Annotated in this window: 18 protein-coding genes and 1 tRNA gene; 9 read left to right on the top strand and 10 right to left on the bottom strand. The window is 71.8% G+C overall.

The genetic code is table 11. The features are described from left to right. The first annotated feature begins 191 nt into the window (after nt 1-191). On the top strand, nt 192-2,675 hold the full coding sequence (locus ACRAKH_RS01435; RefSeq protein WP_380721815.1) for a transglycosylase domain-containing protein: 2,484 nt from the start codon (nt 192-194) through the stop codon (nt 2,673-2,675). A gap of 75 nt (nt 2,676-2,750) precedes the next feature. Here the strand turns inward: ACRAKH_RS01435 and ACRAKH_RS01430 are convergent, their stop codons facing one another. Beyond that, nucleotides 2,751-3,218, bottom strand: a complete 468-nt coding sequence (locus ACRAKH_RS01430) for a GatB/YqeY domain-containing protein (protein ID WP_380721813.1) — start codon at nt 3,216-3,218, stop codon at nt 2,751-2,753. A gap of 64 nt (nt 3,219-3,282) precedes the next feature. Between ACRAKH_RS01430 and ACRAKH_RS01425 the strand changes: the two genes are divergently transcribed. From ACRAKH_RS01425 to ACRAKH_RS01415, 3 genes are all read left to right on the top strand, one after another. Then, complete coding sequence (locus tag ACRAKH_RS01425; RefSeq protein WP_380721811.1) at nt 3,283-4,242, top strand: metallophosphoesterase; 960 nt, start codon at nt 3,283-3,285, stop codon at nt 4,240-4,242. Between the two features lie 24 nt (nt 4,243-4,266). Continuing rightward, a tRNA-Pro gene (locus ACRAKH_RS01420) sits at nt 4,267-4,343 on the top strand. A 64-nt stretch (nt 4,344-4,407) separates the two neighbouring features. After that, nucleotides 4,408-4,824 (top strand): hypothetical protein, encoded by a 417-nt coding sequence (locus tag ACRAKH_RS01415; protein WP_380721809.1) that lies wholly within the window; start codon nt 4,408-4,410, stop codon nt 4,822-4,824. A 1-nt stretch (nt 4,825) separates the two neighbouring features. Here the strand turns inward: ACRAKH_RS01415 and ACRAKH_RS01410 are convergent, their stop codons facing one another. From ACRAKH_RS01410 to ACRAKH_RS01400, 3 genes are all read right to left on the bottom strand, one after another. Then, the gene (locus ACRAKH_RS01410; protein ID WP_380721807.1) at nt 4,826-5,239 is read right to left on the bottom strand and encodes a hypothetical protein; all 414 of its coding nucleotides are present in this window, start codon (nt 5,237-5,239) and stop codon (nt 4,826-4,828) included. 71 nt (nt 5,240-5,310) lie between these two features. Continuing rightward, entirely contained in the window at nt 5,311-6,060 is a 750-nt protein-coding gene (locus tag ACRAKH_RS01405) for a class I SAM-dependent methyltransferase (RefSeq protein ID WP_380721805.1), read from the bottom strand. 41 nt (nt 6,061-6,101) lie between these two features. Then, entirely contained in the window at nt 6,102-7,094 is a 993-nt protein-coding gene (locus ACRAKH_RS01400) for a hypothetical protein (RefSeq protein ID WP_380721803.1), read from the bottom strand. Between the two features lie 100 nt (nt 7,095-7,194). Between ACRAKH_RS01400 and ACRAKH_RS01395 the strand changes: the two genes are divergently transcribed. Then, nucleotides 7,195-7,785, top strand: coding sequence for a TetR/AcrR family transcriptional regulator (locus tag ACRAKH_RS01395; RefSeq protein ID WP_380721801.1), 591 nt, complete (start codon nt 7,195-7,197; stop codon nt 7,783-7,785). A gap of 58 nt (nt 7,786-7,843) precedes the next feature. On the opposite strand, the gene ACRAKH_RS01390 is transcribed toward ACRAKH_RS01395, so the two are convergent. Further along, nucleotides 7,844-8,044 (bottom strand): hypothetical protein, encoded by a 201-nt coding sequence (locus ACRAKH_RS01390; RefSeq protein ID WP_380721799.1) that lies wholly within the window; start codon nt 8,042-8,044, stop codon nt 7,844-7,846. Between the two features lie 181 nt (nt 8,045-8,225). On the opposite strand from ACRAKH_RS01390, the gene ACRAKH_RS01385 reads away from it, so the two are divergent. Then, nucleotides 8,226-9,032, top strand: coding sequence for a class I SAM-dependent methyltransferase (locus ACRAKH_RS01385; RefSeq protein WP_447009571.1), 807 nt, complete (start codon nt 8,226-8,228; stop codon nt 9,030-9,032). Continuing rightward, a complete protein-coding gene (locus ACRAKH_RS01380; protein ID WP_380721795.1) occupies nt 9,029-10,837 on the top strand; it encodes a prolyl oligopeptidase family serine peptidase in 1,809 nt (602 codons plus the stop codon). The genes ACRAKH_RS01385 and ACRAKH_RS01380 overlap by 4 nt, the downstream gene beginning before the upstream one ends. Before the next feature lie 114 nt (nt 10,838-10,951). On the opposite strand, the gene ACRAKH_RS01375 is transcribed toward ACRAKH_RS01380, so the two are convergent. The 3 genes from ACRAKH_RS01375 to ACRAKH_RS01365 all read right to left on the bottom strand — a co-directional run bounded on the left by ACRAKH_RS01375 (nt 10,952) and on the right by ACRAKH_RS01365 (nt 12,557). Then, nucleotides 10,952-11,443, bottom strand: coding sequence for a Dps family protein (locus tag ACRAKH_RS01375; protein ID WP_380721793.1), 492 nt, complete (start codon nt 11,441-11,443; stop codon nt 10,952-10,954). 17 nt (nt 11,444-11,460) lie between these two features. Then, nucleotides 11,461-11,883, bottom strand: a complete 423-nt coding sequence (locus ACRAKH_RS01370) for an organic hydroperoxide resistance protein (RefSeq protein WP_380721791.1) — start codon at nt 11,881-11,883, stop codon at nt 11,461-11,463. A gap of 113 nt (nt 11,884-11,996) precedes the next feature. After that, nucleotides 11,997-12,557: an NADPH-dependent FMN reductase gene (locus ACRAKH_RS01365; protein ID WP_380721789.1), complete on the bottom strand. Its 561-nt coding sequence runs from the start codon at nt 12,555-12,557 to the stop codon at nt 11,997-11,999. Between the two features lie 79 nt (nt 12,558-12,636). Between ACRAKH_RS01365 and ACRAKH_RS01360 the strand changes: the two genes are divergently transcribed. Continuing rightward, entirely contained in the window at nt 12,637-13,707 is a 1,071-nt protein-coding gene (locus tag ACRAKH_RS01360; RefSeq protein ID WP_380721787.1) for an alpha/beta hydrolase, read from the top strand. 124 nt (nt 13,708-13,831) lie between these two features. On the opposite strand, the gene ACRAKH_RS01355 is transcribed toward ACRAKH_RS01360, so the two are convergent. Both ACRAKH_RS01355 and ACRAKH_RS01350 read right to left on the bottom strand, forming a co-directional pair. Continuing rightward, nucleotides 13,832-15,280 carry a catalase gene (locus ACRAKH_RS01355; RefSeq protein WP_380721785.1) on the bottom strand — a complete coding sequence of 483 codons (1,449 nt, stop codon included), beginning with the start codon at nt 15,278-15,280 and terminating at the stop codon, nt 13,832-13,834. A gap of 35 nt (nt 15,281-15,315) precedes the next feature. Continuing rightward, a complete protein-coding gene (locus ACRAKH_RS01350) occupies nt 15,316-15,741 on the bottom strand; it encodes a Fur family transcriptional regulator (protein WP_380721783.1) in 426 nt (141 codons plus the stop codon). Between the two features lie 77 nt (nt 15,742-15,818). On the opposite strand from ACRAKH_RS01350, the gene ACRAKH_RS01345 reads away from it, so the two are divergent. Then, complete coding sequence (locus tag ACRAKH_RS01345) at nt 15,819-16,997, top strand: MFS transporter (protein WP_380721781.1); 1,179 nt, start codon at nt 15,819-15,821, stop codon at nt 16,995-16,997. Nucleotides 16,998-17,045 lie beyond the last annotated feature (48 nt).

Genomic DNA, 17,045 nt, shown 5'->3' with positions numbered 1-17,045 from the left:
AGGCTCACCACCATCGAGTGGTCGTGCCGTTGGCTGCTGTCTTGGACAGTGACGGACTGTAGAGCCTTCTGGTTCCACCTCCAACCCTGGGTTGCCCACCTGTTACCTGTCTTGAGTACGAGTACTCATCCTGGGTAATCAACTCTGCGCGATCTCGATCACCTCTTTGGGTGCCGCGTACGCTGACCTGCATGCGAGCCAGGAACGGCGTGCTGAAACTGCTCGGGCTGTGTCTGCTGGCGGGAGTGCTGCTGGCAGGCATGTTGTTCCCTGTCGTCGGCGCGCTGGGGTTGGTGTCGAACAGAGCCAGCGACACGGTGGACAGCATCTCCGCCGACCTGGTCACCACGGACCCGCCGTTGATCTCGACGATCACGGACAAGGACGGCGAGCCCGTCGCGTACCTGTACGACCAGTACCGGGTGCTCGTGCCGCCCGAGAAGATCTCCCCCACCATGAAGGCCGCGCTGGTCTCGGTGGAGGACCGCCGGTTCTACGAGCACCAGGGCGTGGACTGGAAGGGCACGCTGCGCGCGGGGTTGACCAACCAGTTCAGCGGCGCCGTCACCCAGGGTGCCTCCACGCTCACGCAGCAATACGTCAAGAACTACCTCGTACACGTGTTCGCACGGAACAACCAAGTGGAGCAGCAAAAGGCGCAGGAGCAGACTATTGCGCGAAAAGCCCGTGAAGCGCGCATCTCCCTGCAACTGGAACGCAAACTCGGCAAGGAGGAAATCCTCGCCGGCTACCTGAACGTGGTGCCGTTCGGCTCGACGATCTACGGCATCGCGGCGGCGTCCCAGGCGTACTTCAACACCACGCCGGACAAGCTGACCGTGGCGCAGTCGGCGATGCTCGCGGGCATGGTCAACAGCCCGTCGGCGCTCAACCCGGAGGTGTTCCCGGACAAGGCGCTGCTGCGGCGCAACCAGGTGATCGACAAGATGGTCGAGAACGACAAGCTGTCGCGCGACGCCGCCGAAGCCGCGAAGCTGGAGCCGCTCGGGCTCGCGACGCCGGTGCGCACGCCGCCCAACGGGTGCGTCGGGGCCGGGCCGGAGCACGGCTTCTTCTGCTCGTACGTCGTGAACTACTTGGAGCGCAACGGTTTCAGCCTGGAGCAGCTGCGCACCGGCGGGTACACGATCCGGACCACCCTGGACCGCACGATCACGCAGCACGCCAAGCGCGCCGCCGAGGCGCAGGTCGCCAAGTCCACCGAGGGGATCGCCAACACGATGGCGGTCGTGCGGCCGGGCAAGGAGCGGCACGAGGTCGTGGCGCTCGTCGCGAACCGGGACTACGGCTTGAAGGCCGACCAGTTCCAGACGCAGTTCGACCTGCCGTCCGGGGTGGAGAACAAGTTCGGCGCCGGTTCCGTCTACAAGGTGTTCACGGCCGCGGCGGCGCTGGAGAAGGGCATGGGCATCGAGAACACGATCGCCACGCCCAACTCGTACGTGTCGCGGGTGTTCAAGGGCGGTGGCGACAAGTGCCCGCCCACGGGCGAGCCGGCCACGCGCTGGTACTGCCTCGGCAACGAGAACTCCCGCTACCCGCCGCAGATGTCGTTGCAGACGGCGCTGCAGACGTCCCCGAACACCGGTTTCGTGATCCTCGAAGAGCAGCTGGGCATGGACCCGGTGGTCGACATGGCGTCCCGGCTCGGGATGCGCGAGACGATGGCGACGAACATCGCGGGCACCCGGCCGGACCCGAAGGCGAAGAACCGCGACCTGCGGATCTCGCAGACCGAGTTCTACAAGTCCAACGGCGGCAACGCGTCCTTCACGCTCAGCCCGGCGCCGGTGAGCACGCTGGAGCTCGCGAACGTGGCCGCGACGATCATGAGCGGCGGCGTGTGGTGCCCGCCGTCGCCGATCGGCGCGGTGCTGGACCGCAACGGGCAGCCGGTCGCCGTGAACGAGGCGCCGTGCGAGCAGGTCGTCGCCGAGCCGCTGGCGAACGGGCTGGCGGTCGGCATGTCGAAGGACGACCAGAACGGCGGCACGGCCGCGGCGGCGGCGCGCCAGTTCAAGTGGACGCGGCCGCTGATCGGGAAGACCGGCACGACCGAGGACTTCAAGTCGGCCGCGTTCATCGGCGCGACGCCGGACTACGCGGGGGCCGTGCAGACGTTCAACGACGGCGTCGAGCCGCGCGGGATCTGCGTGCAGGACGGGCCGCCGAGGCTGTGCCGCGAGGGCAACATCTACGGCGGCACCGTGCCCGCGCGGACGTGGTTCGACACGATGACGAAGGTCCACGAAGGACTGCCGGTGCGCGGCATGCCCGCGGTCGAGGAGCGCTACCTCAAGGGCGGGCCGGAGATCCGCATCCCGGACGTCGTGGGGCGCAACGTGAACGACGCGACGCGCGTGCTGGAGAAGGCCGGGTACAAGGTCTCGACGCAGAACCGGAACTCGGAGCAGCCGAAGGGCCAGGTCGTCAGCCAGACGCCGCGCGGCAGCGCGCTGCGCGGCACCGTCGTGACCCTGCTCGTGTCGACGGGGTACGTGCCGCCGCCGCAGCCCACCCAGCCGGCGCCGACCTCCGAGTCGCCCGCGCCCGGCCAACCCGGCCAACCCGGTCAGCCGCCGGGCAACCCGGAACCGGGCCGTCCCGACGACCCGCCGGAGATCACCATCCCGACGGACCCGCCGCGCCGCTGAGGCGTCGCGAGGTCCACCCGATCGGGTAGATCATCCGGGGGTCCGGCGTGGTTCGCGCCGGACCCCCGGTGTCGTTCACACCAGCTTGGCCTTGACCGCGGCGGCGACCCGGCCACCGTCGGCGCGCCCGGCGACCTGGGCGTTGACGACCTTCATGACCTGGCCCATCTGGCGCTGGCCGGGCTGCTCGCCGAGCTGCTCCGCGACCTGGGCGACGGCGGCGTCCACGAGGGCGGCCAGCTCGTCGTCGCCGAGCTGCGCCGGGAGGTAGCCCTCCAGCACCTTGGACTCGGCCTGCTCCAGCTCCGCCTGCTCGGTGCGCCCGGCGCCGGCGAACGCCTCGGCCGCCTCCTTGCGCTTCTTCACCTCGCGGGTGATGACCTTCAGCACCTCGTCGTCGCTCAGCGACCGGGCCGACTTGCCGGAGACCTCTTCGGTGGTCAGGGCGGCCAGCGTCATCCTCAGCGCGCCCGCCCGGACCGTCTCCCGGTTCTTGATCGCCGCCGTCAGATCCGCCTGCAACCGCGCCTTCAGCTCCGCCATGAGCCGGAACGGTACCGGGCGGCCCGTCGCACCAGGAACCGGTCAACCCCCTACCCTCGGAGTCGTGAACACGCTCGGCCGAACCCTGCTCGCCACGACCGCCCTGGGCACCGCCACGCTCGCGTACGCCGCGGGCATCGAGCGGAGGCGGTGGACGTTGCGCGAAGCGACCGTGCCGGTGCTCGCGCCCGGCTCCGCGCCGTTGCGCGTGCTGCACCTGTCCGACCTGCACATGACGCCGGGTCAGAAGTCGAAGCAGCGCTGGGTCGCCGCGCTCGCCGACCTGGAGCCCGACCTGGTCGTCAACACCGGGGACAACCTGGCGCACCAGCAGGCCGTGCCGGCCGTCGTGCGCGCCCTGGGGCCGCTGCTGAGCCGTCCCGGCGTGTTCGTGTTCGGCAGCAACGACTACTACGCGCCGCGCCCCAAGAACCCGGCGCGCTACCTGCTGCCGTCGGCGAAGACCAAGCGCATCCACGGCATCCCGCTGCCGTGGCGGGACCTGCGCGCCGCCATGGTCGAGCACGGCTGGCTGGACCTCACGCACGCGCGCCGCCGGTTCGAGGTGAAGGGCCTGGAGGTCTTCGCCGCCGGGCTGGACGACCCGCACCTCAAGCGCGACCGGTTCGAGGAGATCAGCGGCCCGATCCCCGACGTGCCGCTGCGCCTGGGCGTCACCCACTCCCCCGAGCCGCGCGTGCTGGACCCGTTCGCGGCCGAGGGCTACGACCTCGTGCTGGCGGGCCACACGCACGGCGGGCAGCTGCGCATCCCCGGCTACGGCGCGATCGTGACGAACTGCGACCTGGACCGGTCGCGGGCGCGCGGCGTCTCCCGGTGGGGTTCGCACATGTGGCTGAACGTGTCGGCGGGGCTCGGCACGTCCCCGTACGCCCCCGTGCGCTTCGCGTGCCCTCCGGAGGCTAGCCTGCTGACCCTCGTGGCGCGTCCCGTCGACGCAGGTCAGGGCTGGTCTGGAGCGGAAAGGGATACCCGGTTCGGAGTGGGTGGGAACGTCAGGTAGAGTTCACCTCGTTCGATCCCAAGCCGGGGTGTGGCGCAGTTTGGTAGCGCGCTTCGTTCGGGACGAAGAGGTCGCAGGTTCAAATCCTGTCACCCCGACCAAGTCAGGCCGGGTCCGTCGTCAAGACGGACCCGGCCTGGTTTGCGTTTCGGGCACTCTGGAGGCATGGCCTCCGACGAGAGTCGTCCCGCGTCCCGTGACCGCGCCATCGACGAGTGGCTCGGCGCCGTGCCCGGCGACGCGCGGGACGTGCTGATGGGGATCGACCAGTTGAACGGGATGGCGCTCGCCGTCCGGCGCGACCAGCCCGCGGAGGTCCCCGACGAGGTGATGACACGGTGGCACTCGTTGTTGGCCCGGCAGCGGCGGGTCGCCGACCAGTCTGAGCCGGTCTTCATCGAGCAGGCACGGCGGCAGGGGTGGTCTTGGCAGCGCATCGCGGACGTGCTCGGGCTCCCCGACGCCGACGCCGCGGAACGGCGGCGGGACGTGCTCGCGGCGGAACTGGCGCGGACCCACCCGGGCAACCTCCCCCAGCCCTGGTTGGGCTGGGGGAAGGTCGCGTCTCGGCCCGAGGACTGAGTCAGCGGTCGAACCAGGTCTGAGCCTCGGACTTGGCGAGGAGCACCAGGACGGTTGCCGCGAGGCCCATGCCGATGAGTGCGGGGACCGGGTCGGCGATGAACAGGGCCGGCACACCGGCGACCAGGTTCACGGTCTGGATCACGATCACGGTGGTGCGCACCCAGCGGTGGCGGCGGGGGGCTCGGACGGCGCACAGGATCAGCAGGACCGCGAGCACGAGCGCGACCGAGCCGGTCAGGAAGCTCGGCGCGATGTGGATGAACGAGTCGCGCCCGTGGTCGACGTCGCTGATGATCTCGGTCGCCATCACGAACGCCGCGAACAGGTTCGCGACGCCCTGGAACCACAGGACGACCAGGACGAGCTTGACCACACCGGGCATCGACCGCTGCCGGACCTCTTCCTCGACCATGACCAACCTCCGCGTCTTCGGAACCGGAGGACCAGCAGAGCACCGGCGGGTACAGACCCGATACAGCGCGGTCAGCCCGTGAGGCGGGCCTTCCAGATCTCCTCGCTCGGCCACTGCCTCGCCCACGACGACGACACCTCGGCGTACTCGCGGTGCGCGGGTTCGGGGGCCTGGATCTCGATCAGGTCCTCCACGGTGAAGCCGGCCGACCGCAGCAGCCGCACCGTCTCGCCGTGCCCGAGGGTGAACTCGGCGGACGTGCCGTAGTCGACGTGGCGCAGGCCGAACTGCGGGCGCTGCAACGACGTCGACGCCGTCTCGTCGGTGCGCGCGCACAGGGCGAACAGCGGCGACCGGCGCAGGAACACCAGGTGGCCGCCCGGCCGGAGCAGTCGGGCGGCCTCCGGGATCCAGCGGTGCGGGTCGCACCACAGGGACGCGCCGTACTCGCTGATCGCCAGGTCGAACGTGCCGTCGTCGCACGGCACGTGCTCGGCGTCGGCGCGCAGCAGCGGGAAGTCCAGGCCGAACTCGACCTGCATGGCGCGGGCGGTGGCGAGCTGGTTGGCGGAGATGTCGAGGCCGACGGGCCGGGCGCCGAGCCGGGCCAGCCACGCCGACACGTAGGCGGTGCCGCAGCCGAGTTCGATCACGTCCATCCCGGACACGTCGGCGGGCAGCGCGGAGACCTGCGCCTCGGGCGTCGCCCACAGCCCCCAGCACGGCTCCCGGCGCGCCCAGTGCTCACGGGCGAGCGGCCCGTGCGCGGCGGAGGCGTGGTCTTCCCAGTGGCGGCGGTTCAGTTCCGTGTGGTCGATCACGGGGTCCATTGGAGTGGTCCGCGCGCCCCGGGGCCACCGGTTTAGCCGCGCCGGTAGTGGTCGGCGACGGCGGCGAACGCGGCTTTCGGCTGCCACGTGCCGTCGTCCAGCACCTTCACCACGCCGTAGCCGCCCAGGTCGAGGTCGCGGCGCGGGTCGTCGGGACGGTGCGGCAGGTGGTGGCACGCAAAGGTGCACAGGAACGCGCTGTCGACGCCCTCCGCCGCGAAGACGTCCAGCAGTTCCCGGATCACCGCGGCCTGTTCGGCCTCGTCACGCGCGTAGTCGCCGTCGAGCCCGACCGGCCGCACGTCCTCGTACACGACGATCATCCCGCCCCGCGCGCCCCGCGCCGACGCGCCCGCGAACGTCGCGCTGCCGAACTCGGTGATCGCCACGGGCTTGCCGGACGCCACCAGCCGGCGCACGGCCGGCGCGAAGTGGTCGGCGATCTCCGCCGTCCGGTAGAGGTCGACGCCGACGAAGTCGAACGGCGTCCAGTCGACGCCCTCGAACGGGATGGACGCGTAGGCGACCCGGCCGCCGAACCTCTCGCGCACCACGGCGACGGCCCGGCCGAGGAAGTCGTTGATCCGCGCGGGGACGGCGGGCAGCGCGGCGACCAGCCGGTCCGGGTCGGCGAGCAGCCCGAGCCGCGCGTCGAGGTCGTCGCCGGGCAGGAAACCCCTGGTGAACAGGCTCAGCTCGGCGCCGGTGACGACGACGACCTCCGCGCCCGCCACGCGCAGCCGCTCGGCGCGGGTGGCGCAGTCGGCCAGCACGTCCAGCAGTTCGTCCCGGGTGAGGTCGCAGGTGAACGGGCCGAACCACACCTCCAGGCCCACGTCCGCCGCGATCGAGGCGGCCAGGTCGAGCCGGTCGACGTCGCCGCCGGTGACGCGCACCGCCGTGCAGTGCAGCTCCTCGCGGATGACCCGCATGTCCTCCCGCACGTCGGCGGGGTCGAACGACGGGCGCGTGCTCACGCCCCGGTTGATGAACCCGGTGTCGTAGGTGATGCCCCTGGCTCGCATGGTCAACCTCCCAGTTAGGGTACCGAACGTACCTTATCGGGAAGGAGATGGCGCGCGTCAACAACTTCGGTAAGGTACCCGCAGTACCGGGGAGGAACGGGTGGAAGGTGCGACCAGGCGCCGTGGCGCGGCGCTGGAGGAGGCGATCCTGCGCGCGGCGGCCGAGGAGCTGACCGAGTCGGGGTACGCCGGGCTCACCATGGACCGCGTCGCCCGGCGCGCGGGCACCAACAAGAACGCGATCTACCGGCGCTGGCCGAACCGCGCCGCGCTCGCCGTCGCCGCCTACCGGCAGCTGGTGGAGGTCGAGCTGCGCCCGCCGGACACCGGCGACCTGCGCGCCGACGTGCTCGAACTGCTGCGCCGGATCAACTCCGACCTCGCCTCGCCGCACGGTGACGTGCTGCGCGGGCTGCTGGCGGGGATCGGCGACGAGCCGGAACTGCTGGCGCAGCTGCAGAGCCAGTTCGGCGACGGCGGCGCGGGGATGTGGCTGACGGTGCTGGGACGGGCGGTCGCGCGGGGCGAGGCGTCACCGGAGGCGCTGCACCCGCGGGTCGCGACGGTGCCGGTCGTGCTGCTGCGCAACGAGTACGTGACACGGGGTCTCGCCACCGTGCCGGACGCCACGATCGTGGAGATCGTGGACGAGGTGTTCCTGCCGCTGCTGCGCGGGCGACGCGGCGGCTGAGGAGCCGGACAGGGGCGGACAGGCCGCGGTGCTCACCGGGCCGCCCCGATCGCGGCGGTCACTTCACGTGCGGGCGCAGCTCCGCGAGCCGGCGCAGCAGCTCGCCGACCTCGTGCCAGTCGAGCTTCGCGGACTCGCCGGGCGGGGTGTGGATGCAGACGTTGCCCTCCTCGGTGAGCGACACCTCGAGGGTCCTCCGACGACCCAGGGCGTCGACGCACCCGACGCGACCGCCCTGCCGAACCGTGTTCTCGATCATCGGTCAGACCTCCCCTGCCGTCACACCACCGTGTAACTCGTGATTCGTTCGGACGAGCGTCGACGTTACGAAACTAACTCCTCGCTGTTGTCTAATTCTCTACTGCACCGATCAAGTGAACTTTCGTCAGTTTCCACTACGCCAAGCGGGTGACGGCCGCGCGGCTCGGCATGATCGTCGGATGGCAGACGACGCGGAGCGGGCGGAACTGCGCCGACGGGTGTACGGCACGGGCGACCTGGCGGCGCTGCCGGTGTTCGCCGGCGGCTTCATCAACTTCGGGTACTGGCGCGACGTCGACCTGACCGGCGGGCTCACCGTCGACCAGCGCGTCGCCACCCAGGAAGCCCTGTACGACGTGGTCCTCGACGCCCTCCCGGCGCGCGCCGGCGACCGGGTGCTCGAAGTCGGCTCCGGGCACGGCCTGGGCGCGCTGCGCGTGGTGCGCCGCGAGCCCGCGCTGGTCCGCGGCGTCGACGTGGTGCCCGAGCAGGTCGCGCGGGCGGCCGAGGCCGTCGACGACCCGCGCGTCGCGTTCGTCCGGGGCGCGGCGCACGACCTGCCGTTCCCCGACTCGTCGTTCGACGCCGTGCTGTCCGTGGAGGCCGCCCAGCACTTCGAGGACGTCGCCGGGTTCGCCCGCGAGAGCGCCCGCGTGCTGGTGCCCGGCGGACGGTTCGCCCTGACCACGTTCCTCGCCCGCGACGCGGACGCCGGCCCGCGGCTCGCCGCGCTGCTGCGCACGTTCGCCACCGGCCTCGACCTCGCCCACCCCGTCGACGCGGTGCTGGACCACCTGCGCGCGGCCGGGTTCGCCGGGGTGACCGCGCGCGCCATCGGCGAGCACGTGTGGCGGGGGCTGGACCGGTGGCTGGAGCTGGGACCCGAGCCGGACCGGTGGGACCGCAACTTCCTCCGGGCCGCCGACCAGGGCTTGCTCGACTACTACCTGGTCACCGCCCGGAAGCCGGCAGGATCGGTGGCGTGACGACGCACCCGACCGCCGAAGTGCCCGACCAGCTGTTCGCCGACGCCGAGACCGAGGCCCGCTGGCGCGCCCGCTTCACGGCCGCGCGCGTGAGCCTGCCCGGCTGGGCGGACGACGCGCCGGACCGCAACCTGTACCTGTCGAACTCCAGCGGTGTGTGGGAGATCTACGCCTGGGACCGGGCGACCGACACCCACCGCAAGGTCACCGACCGCCCGAACGGCACGTCGCACGGCGCGCTGAGCCCGGACGGCGAGACCATCTGGTGGTTCAACGACACCGACGGCGACGAGTTCGGCACGTGGGTGAGCGAGCCGTTCGCGCCCGCCGGCTCGCCGAAGCCCGCCGTGGACGGCGTGCCGGAGGCGTACCCCGCGGGGCTGGAGATCGGGCACTCGGTGGTCGTGGTCGGCACGTCCACCGACGACGGCACCACGGTGTACGTCTCGCGCGACGGCGGCCCGGCCGAGGTGATCTACGCCCACGAGAACGACGGCGGCGTGTCCGCGCTGTCCAAGGACGAGACGCTGGTGGTGCTGTCGCACTCGGAGCACGGCGACAACCGGCACGCCGCGCTGCGCGTGGTGACGCCGTCCGGCGAGAAGGTCGCGGAGAAGTGGGACGGCCCCGGCAAGGGCCTGGAGGCGGTCGCGTTCAGCCCGGTGCGCGGCGACAACCGGCTGCTGGTCGGCCACGAGCGGCGCGGTCGGGAGGAGCTGCTGATCTGGGACGTCGCCGCCGACACCGAGACCGAGGTCGTCATCGACCTGCCCGGCGAGATCAGCGCCGACTGGTACCCGGACGCGCGGTCGCTGCTGGTCGTGCACACGTTCCAGGCGCGCAACACGCTGCACCGCTACGACCTCGCCACCGGCGCGCTGCACGCCCTCGACACCCCGCACGGGACGGTCAGCGGCGCGAACGTGCGGCCGGACGGCGCGGTGGAGTACGCGTGGTCGTCGGCCGCGCGGCCGGGCGTGGTGCGGGTGCTCGACGTGGACGGCGACGAGCGCGTGCTGCTGGAGCCGCCCGGCCACAAGGCGCCGCCGTCCGTCGACCTGACCGACGTGTTCGTGGGTGACGTGCACGCGCTCGTGGCCCGTCCCGAGGGCGCGCCCGACGGCCCGCTGCCGACCGTGTTCCACCTGCACGGCGGGCCGCACTCGGCGGACGAGGACCGGTTCTCCGCCTACCGCGCGGTGTGGCTGGACGCCGGGTTCGCCGTGGTGCACGTGAACTACCGCGGCTCCACCGGGTACGGCTCGCAGTGGCGTGACGCGATCGAGGGCCGGCCGGGGCTGACCGAGCTGGAGGACGTGGCCGCGGTGCACGACTGGGCCGTCGAGTCCGGTTTCGCGGACCCGGCGAAGTGCGTCGTCAACGGCGCGTCGTGGGGCGGGTACCTGACGCTGCTCGCGCTGGGCACGCAGCCGGAGCGGTGGGCGGCGGGCGTCGCGGGCGTGCCGGTGGCCGACTACCTGGCCGCGTACGAGGACGAGATGGAGCCGCTGCGGGCGTTCGACCGGGCGCTGTTCGGCGGGTCGCCGGAGGAGCTGCCCGACCGGTACCGCGAGTGCTCGCCGCTGACGTACGTGGACGCCGTGCGGGCGCCCGTGCTGGTGCTGGCGGGCGAGAACGACCCGCGCTGCCCGATCCGGCAGATCGACAACTACCTGGACCGGCTCGCCGAGCGCGGCGGCGCGTACGAGGTGTACCGGTACGACGCGGGCCACGGCTCGCTGGTGGTCGCGGAGGTCATCCGGCAGACCGCCGCGGAGGTCGCGTTCGCCCGGCGGGTGCTCTAGCCCGCCCGCGGGCGCCGGCGCTCGTCGACCAGGCCCGGGAGCTGGAGGAGCGGGCCGTCGAACTGCTGTGGGACGTGCCCCGGACGTCCAGGCGGACGTCCGGGGCACGGCGGGTCAGGCCTGCTGCGCCTGCCACATCCAGTGCGCCTGCTCGAGGTTCTTGGTGATCTCGATCAGCAGGTCCTGCGTGACCAGGTCCGACTTGTCCGTCTCGTCGATCCGGCCGCGCAGCCGCTGGACCAGCTCGCCCAGCGCGGTCACGACCGCCGCGACGACCTCGTCCTCCTTCAACCACCCGTTCGGGAACTCCGGCACGCCCGAACCGTCCGCCACGGTCCGCGCCTTGCCGTCGGGCGAGATGCCCAGCGCCGCGGCGCGTTCGGCGACCTCGTCGGTGTACGTGCGGGCGGTGGTCACCAGCTCGTCCAGCTGGAGGTGCACGCTGCGGAAGTTCTTGCCGACCACGTTCCAGTGCGCCTGCTTGGCCACCAGGGACAGGTCGATCAGGTCGACCAGGGTCGCCTGCAGCACCGCGCCGACCGAGGCCCGGTCGGCCTCGGACAGCGAACTGGTGATGGGTGACTTGCTCGTCGGAGACTTGCTCATCGGATCTGACGCCTCCTTCAGACGGTGGTCGTGAGGGCCACCTCGATGTTCCCGCGCGTGGCGTTGGAGTACGGGCAGAGCTGGTGGGCCGCGGCGACCAGGCCGTCGGCCACGTCCTGCTCGACGCCGGGGATGTGCGTCGCCAGCTCGGCGGCGAGCTGGAAGCCGCCGCTGCCGTTGGGGCCGAGGTGGACCTTGGCCGTCACGGTCGTCTCGCCGATCCGGACCTTGGCCTGCCGCGCGGCCACCTTCAGGGCGCTGTGGAAGCACGCCGCGTAACCGGCCGCGAACAACTGCTCCGGGTTGGTCTTGTCACCGCCGGGGCCACCCAGCTCCTGGGGGGTGGCCAGCTGCTCGTCGATCACGCCGTCGGTGGAACGGACCTCGCCGTTGCGGCCGTCGCCGACCGCGACTGCTTCCGCCGTGTAGAGCACCTGCATGGTGAACGCTCTCCTTTGAGCTGGTCATGGGTCTGCGGACTCAACCCAACACCCGGCCGAAGCCGGACCACACCCCGTCGTGTGGCAGCTCACGCCTCACACCGCGTACCCCGTCAGCTGGACCTCGACACGGCGAACTCCGTCACCTGTCGCCCGATCGTGCGAAGTTGCTCGGCCACGGACGGCACCGTGCAGCCGCCTTCCAGGTCGAACTCGACCTCCCGCGAGTTCACCGCCGCGCCCAGCGGCGTCGGCCAGCCGCGCAGCGCGTGCACGATCGAGCGCAACGCCGTGAGCGTCGTCACGGACGCCTGCCAGCCCTGCGCCGCCGCGACGCAGCCGACCGCGCGGCCGTCGAGGTAGGGGCGCTCGTCGCCGCGCAGGTCCTCCACGTAGTCCAGCGCGTTCTTGACCAGGCCGGACACCGTGCCGTGGTAGCCCGGCGACACCAGGACCACGCCGTCGGCCTGCCGCAGGGCCTCCACCAGCCGGCGGGCGTTCTCGGGCCGTTCGGGGACGGACGGGTCGTAGAACGGCAGCACCAGGTCGGGCCCGGAGACCTCGACGACCTTCGCGCCCGCGCTGATCGCGCCCTCCAGCACGATCCGCATCGCGCGCTCGGACTGCGAGTTGGGGCGGAGTGACCCGCCGATGCCCACCACCGTGACCGTCATGGTGTCCGATCCTGCCACCTGCACCTAAGTCGAGGTCCAACGCTCGCTTCGGTGCCTACCGACGAGTAACGTGCGGCCCATGTCGAAGCTCGCCGAATCGCTCTCCCCCGGCGTCCTCGCCGGCGCCCTGCGCTTCGTGTTCGGCCTGCCCGCGCCGCTGCGCAGGCTCATCGCCGGCCGCCCGATCACCGTCGACGGCCAGCGGCTCCACCCCGAAGCCCAGCTCCTGCTGAGGTTGCAGCAGCTCAGCGGCGAGGACTGGCAGACGACCACGCCCGCCGCCAACCGGCTCGCGCTCACCCGCAGCACGGCGCTGGTCTGCGGCCCCGTGATCGACGGCGTGGCCGTGCGGGCGCTGTCGCTGGACGGCGTGCCGGGCCGGTTCTACGAGCCCACCGGGTTGGCCGACGGCTCGCCGCTGCTGGTCTTCTACCACGGCGGCGGGTGGGTCAGCGGCAGCCTCGACAGCCACGACAACCTGTGCCGGTACCTCGCCGTCGAGGCGGGCGTGCGGGTGCTGTCCGCGGACTACCGGCTCGCGCCGGAGCACCCGTTCCCGGCCGCGGCCGACGACGCGCAGACCGCGTTCGAGTACGCCGTCGCGCACGCGTCCGAGCTGAAGGCGGACCCGCGCCGGATCGCGCTCGGCGGCGACAGCGCGGGCGGCAACCTGGCCGCCGTGACGGCGCTGCACGCGTCCTCCGCCGTGAAGCCGGTGTTCCTGCTGCTGTTCTACCCGGCGGTGGACGCGTCGGTGCGGCGGCGGTCGCGGGAGCTGTTCGGCGACGGGTTCTTCCTCACCGACCGGAAGATGGACTGGTTCCTCGACCACTACGCGCCGTCACGCGAGGCGCACACCGACCCGCGGCTGTCGGTGCTGCTGGCGGAGGACCTGAGCGGGCTGCCGCCGACGTACCTGGCGACCGCCGGGTTCGACCCGCTGCGGGACGAGGGCGAGGCGTTCGCGCGGAAGCTGGCCGAGCAGGGCGTGCCGGTGGTGCTGCGGCGGCACGAGGGCCTGTTCCACGGGTACGCCAACATCCTCGGGGTGGGCGGCGTGTTCCGGGAGGCGGTGGCGGAGGCCGTCGGCGCGCTGCGCACCGGGCTCGCGCTCGCGAACACGCGGCAGGACATCCCCGAGACGGCGTGACGCACGGCCGGACCGGTGTGCCCGGAGTGGGCGCAGAGGGCACCGGCGTCACGCGTGAAGTGCATGGGGCACAAGGGAAAGGGCCGCCCTGGTCGTCCGGGCGGCCCTCCCGGTCAACTCGTGGTCACTTGCCGAAGGCGGCGGCGATCTTGTCGCCGGTTTCCTTGTCGATGTTGCGCCAGTACTCGAACACGCGCTCCAGCACGGGCTCGGACACGCCGTTCGAGGCGTGCGCGATCACCGTTCGCACCAGGCGCTCGCGCTGGGCGTCGTCGAAGACCTCGCGGATCAGGGTGCCCGCCTGGCCCCAGTCGTCGTCCTCCGCGTGCAGCTTGTACGCGGAACGGGTGACCGCGTCCTCCACGCCGTACGACGACGCGACCTCGCCGGCCGCCTCCGCCGAGGCGTGCGGGCCGCCGTAGGAGTTGGGCGCGTACACCGGGTCGACGGCGTTGGCGAACCGCATCGCGCCGTCCTTGGAGTACGAGTTGACCGGCGACTTCGGGCGGTTCACCGGGAGCTCGTTGTAGTTCGCGCCGATCCGGTACCGGTGCGCGTCCGGGTAGGAGAAGATGCGGCCGATCAGCATCCTGTCCGGCGACGTGCCGATGCCGGGCACCAGGTTCGTCGGCTCGAACGCGGCCTGCTCGATCTCCGCGAAGTAGTCCGACGGGTTGCGGTCGAGGACCAGCCTGCCGACCTTGATCAGCGGGTAGTCGCCGTGCGGCCAGACCTTGGTCAGGTCGAACGGGTTGAACCGGTAGGTCGCCGCGTCGGCGTACGGCATGACCTGCACGTGCAGCGTCCACGACGGGAACTCGCCGCGCTCGATGGCGTGCCACAGGTCGGCGCGGTGCGCGTCGGCGTCCTCGCCGGCGATCTTCGCGGCCTCCTCGGACGTCAGGCACTCGACGCCCTGGTCGGTCTTGAAGTGGTACTTCACCCAGAAGCGCTCGCCGGCGGCGTTCTCCCACAGGTAGGTGTGCGAGCCGTAGCCGTTCTGGTGCCGCCACGTCTTCGGGATGCCGCGGTCGCCCATCAGCCACGTCACCTGGTGCGCGGTCTGCGGCTGGAGCGTCCAGAAGTCCCACTGCATGTCGTGGTCGCGGCGGCCGGTGTCGGCGCGGCGCTTCTGCGAGCGGATGAAGTCGGGGAACTTGATCGGGTCGCGCAGGAAGAACACCGGCGTGTTGTTGCCGACGATGTCGTAGTTGCCCTGCGTCGTGTAGAACTTCAGCGCGAAGCCGCGCGGGTCGCGCCACGTGTCGGGGGAGCCCAGCTCGCCGGCGACGGTGGAGAAGCGCGCCAGCGTCTCGGTCCTGACGCCCGGCTGGAACAGCGCGGCCTTGGTGAAGCGGCTGACGTCCTCGGTGGTCTCGAAGTGGCCGAACGCACCGCCACCCTTGGCGTGCACGACCCGCTCGGGCACCCGCTCACGGTTGAACTGGGCGTTCTTCTCGATCAGGTAGTGGTCCTGGAGCAGGATCGGGCCGTTGGCGCCGAGGGTCAACGAGTGGTCGTCGCTGGCCACCGGGATGCCTGCGTTGTTGGTGGTGTGACGCGCTTCGGTCACGCTGGTGCTCCTTCTGTGGGTGCGGCAGTCAGCGCCTAGACCGTCCGGGACTCCAGACAGTCCGGGCAGAACCCCCAGAACAGGACCTCCGCCTCGTCCACGGCGAAGCCGACCGCGTCCGACGGTTCGAGGCAGGGCGCGGCGCCGTGGACGCAGTCGACGTCCTCGGTCCGGCCGCAGCCGCGGCACACGAGGTGGTGGTGGTTGTCGCCGGTCCGCGTCTCGTAGCGCGCCGGGTGCCCGGCGGGCTCGATCCGGCGCAACAACCCGGTCCGCTCGCACGCGTGCAGCACGTCGTAGACGGCCTGCGTCGACACGGACCCCAACTTCGCGCGCACGCTCGCGGCGACCTGCTCGGCCGTGGCGTGGGGGTGCTCCGCGAGCCATTCGAGCACCGCGATCCGGGGCGCGGTGATGCGCAGCCCGGCGTCCTTGAGCAGCTCGCGTGGTCCTGGGGTCATGGCTCCACCACTCCACCACGCTTTCTTGAACTGGTCAAGAAAACGAACGATTAAACCTGTTGCCCCGTGGAGTGAAGATGAGGGACGTGAACGTCGCTCCCTACCTGGCCGTCTCCCGGACCCCGCGCGTGCCCGGCTTCATGCTGCTGATGCTGCTGGCGCGGATACCGGCGACCGCCGCGGGCATGACGGTCACGATGCACGTCCTGCTGGCCCTGGAGCGCGGTTACGGCGCCGCGGGCCTGGTCGGGGCGGTGAGCACGATCGGCATCGCGGTCGGCTCGCCGCTGATGGGCCACCTCGTGGACCGCCGCGGCCTGCGCGCGATGCTCGCCGTGTCGATGGTCAGCGAGGGCGTCTTCTGGTTCGTCGCGCCGCTGCTGTCGTACCCCGTGCTGCTGGTGATGTGCTTCGTCACGGGCATCACCGTCATGCCGGTCATGTCGCTGGGCCGGCAGATCCTCACCGCGCTCGTCCCGGAGGACCGCAGGCGCACCGCGCTGGCGATGGACTCCATGGCCGTCGAGGTCGCGTTCATGGCCGGCCCGGCGCTCGGCGTCGCGCTCACCACGCAGGCGTCCAGCCGGACCGCGATGTGGGCGATCGGTGCGGCGATGGTCGTGTTCGGCGCGGTGCTGTGCCTGGTGAACCCGCCGGTCAAGAGCGAGGGCGAGAGCGGCGAACGCGTGCCGCGCCGGGAGTGGTTGGACGGGCGGCTGCTCGGCGTGCTGATGAGCGCGGGCGGTGCGACGTTCGTGCTGTCGGGCGTCGAGGTGGCGGTGGTGGCGTCGATGCGCGACCTCGGGCTGACCGGGTGGACCGGCGCGCTGGTCGCCGTGATGTGCGTGTCGTCGCTGGTCGGCGGGTTCCTGTACGGCGGGCTGAACCGCGTGCCCCCGTTGTGGGCGCTGATGGGCGGCATGGGGTTGCTGGCCGTGCCGATCGGCCTGTTCGGCTGGTCGCCGTGGTGGCTGGCCGTCGCCCTGATCCCGACGAACTTCCTGTGCGCCCCCACCATCACCGCGACCGGCGAGCTGATCACGAAGTACGCCCCGGCGTCGGCGCGCGGCGTGGCGATGGGCCTCCAGGGGTCCGCGTTCACGCTCGGCGTGGCCGTGGGCGCGCCGCTGACCGGTGTCGTCATCGACCACGGCGGACCGGGCTGGGGCTTCGCCGTGGCGGGCGCGGGTGCGGTCGCGATCGCCGCCGGCACCGAACTCCTGAGCCGCCGCCCCCGCCCCGTCCCGGTCGGCTGACCCGCCTCACCCTTCACCCGGTCGGCGCGCCCGGGCTGACGGCTCAGG

It is taken from the genome of Saccharothrix hoggarensis, from assembly GCF_052936025.1.
The sequence above is the reverse complement of the archived record's forward strand: the minus strand, read 5'-3'. Positions and strand labels throughout refer to the sequence as shown.

Excerpts from the sequence above, each read along its gene's own strand:
- ACRAKH_RS01435 (WP_380721815.1), top strand. The coding sequence starts at position 192 with ATGCGAGCCAGGAACGGCGTGCTGAAACTGCTCGGGCTGTGTCTGCTG.
- ACRAKH_RS01430 (WP_380721813.1), bottom strand. The coding sequence starts at position 3,218 with ATGGCGGAGCTGAAGGCGCGGTTGCAGGCGGATCTGACGGCGGCGATC.
- ACRAKH_RS01415 (WP_380721809.1), top strand. The coding sequence starts at position 4,408 with ATGGCCTCCGACGAGAGTCGTCCCGCGTCCCGTGACCGCGCCATCGAC.
- ACRAKH_RS01410 (WP_380721807.1), bottom strand. The coding sequence starts at position 5,239 with ATGGTCGAGGAAGAGGTCCGGCAGCGGTCGATGCCCGGTGTGGTCAAG.
- ACRAKH_RS01400 (WP_380721803.1), bottom strand. The coding sequence starts at position 7,094 with ATGCGAGCCAGGGGCATCACCTACGACACCGGGTTCATCAACCGGGGC.
- ACRAKH_RS01390 (WP_380721799.1), bottom strand. The coding sequence starts at position 8,044 with ATGATCGAGAACACGGTTCGGCAGGGCGGTCGCGTCGGGTGCGTCGAC.
- ACRAKH_RS01385 (WP_447009571.1), top strand. The coding sequence starts at position 8,226 with ATGGCAGACGACGCGGAGCGGGCGGAACTGCGCCGACGGGTGTACGGC.
- ACRAKH_RS01375 (WP_380721793.1), bottom strand. The coding sequence starts at position 11,443 with ATGAGCAAGTCTCCGACGAGCAAGTCACCCATCACCAGTTCGCTGTCC.
- ACRAKH_RS01370 (WP_380721791.1), bottom strand. The coding sequence starts at position 11,883 with ATGCAGGTGCTCTACACGGCGGAAGCAGTCGCGGTCGGCGACGGCCGC.
- ACRAKH_RS01365 (WP_380721789.1), bottom strand. The coding sequence starts at position 12,557 with ATGACGGTCACGGTGGTGGGCATCGGCGGGTCACTCCGCCCCAACTCG.
- ACRAKH_RS01360 (WP_380721787.1), top strand. The coding sequence starts at position 12,637 with ATGTCGAAGCTCGCCGAATCGCTCTCCCCCGGCGTCCTCGCCGGCGCC.
- ACRAKH_RS01350 (WP_380721783.1), bottom strand. The coding sequence starts at position 15,741 with ATGACCCCAGGACCACGCGAGCTGCTCAAGGACGCCGGGCTGCGCATC.
- ACRAKH_RS01345 (WP_380721781.1), top strand. The coding sequence starts at position 15,819 with ATGAGGGACGTGAACGTCGCTCCCTACCTGGCCGTCTCCCGGACCCCG.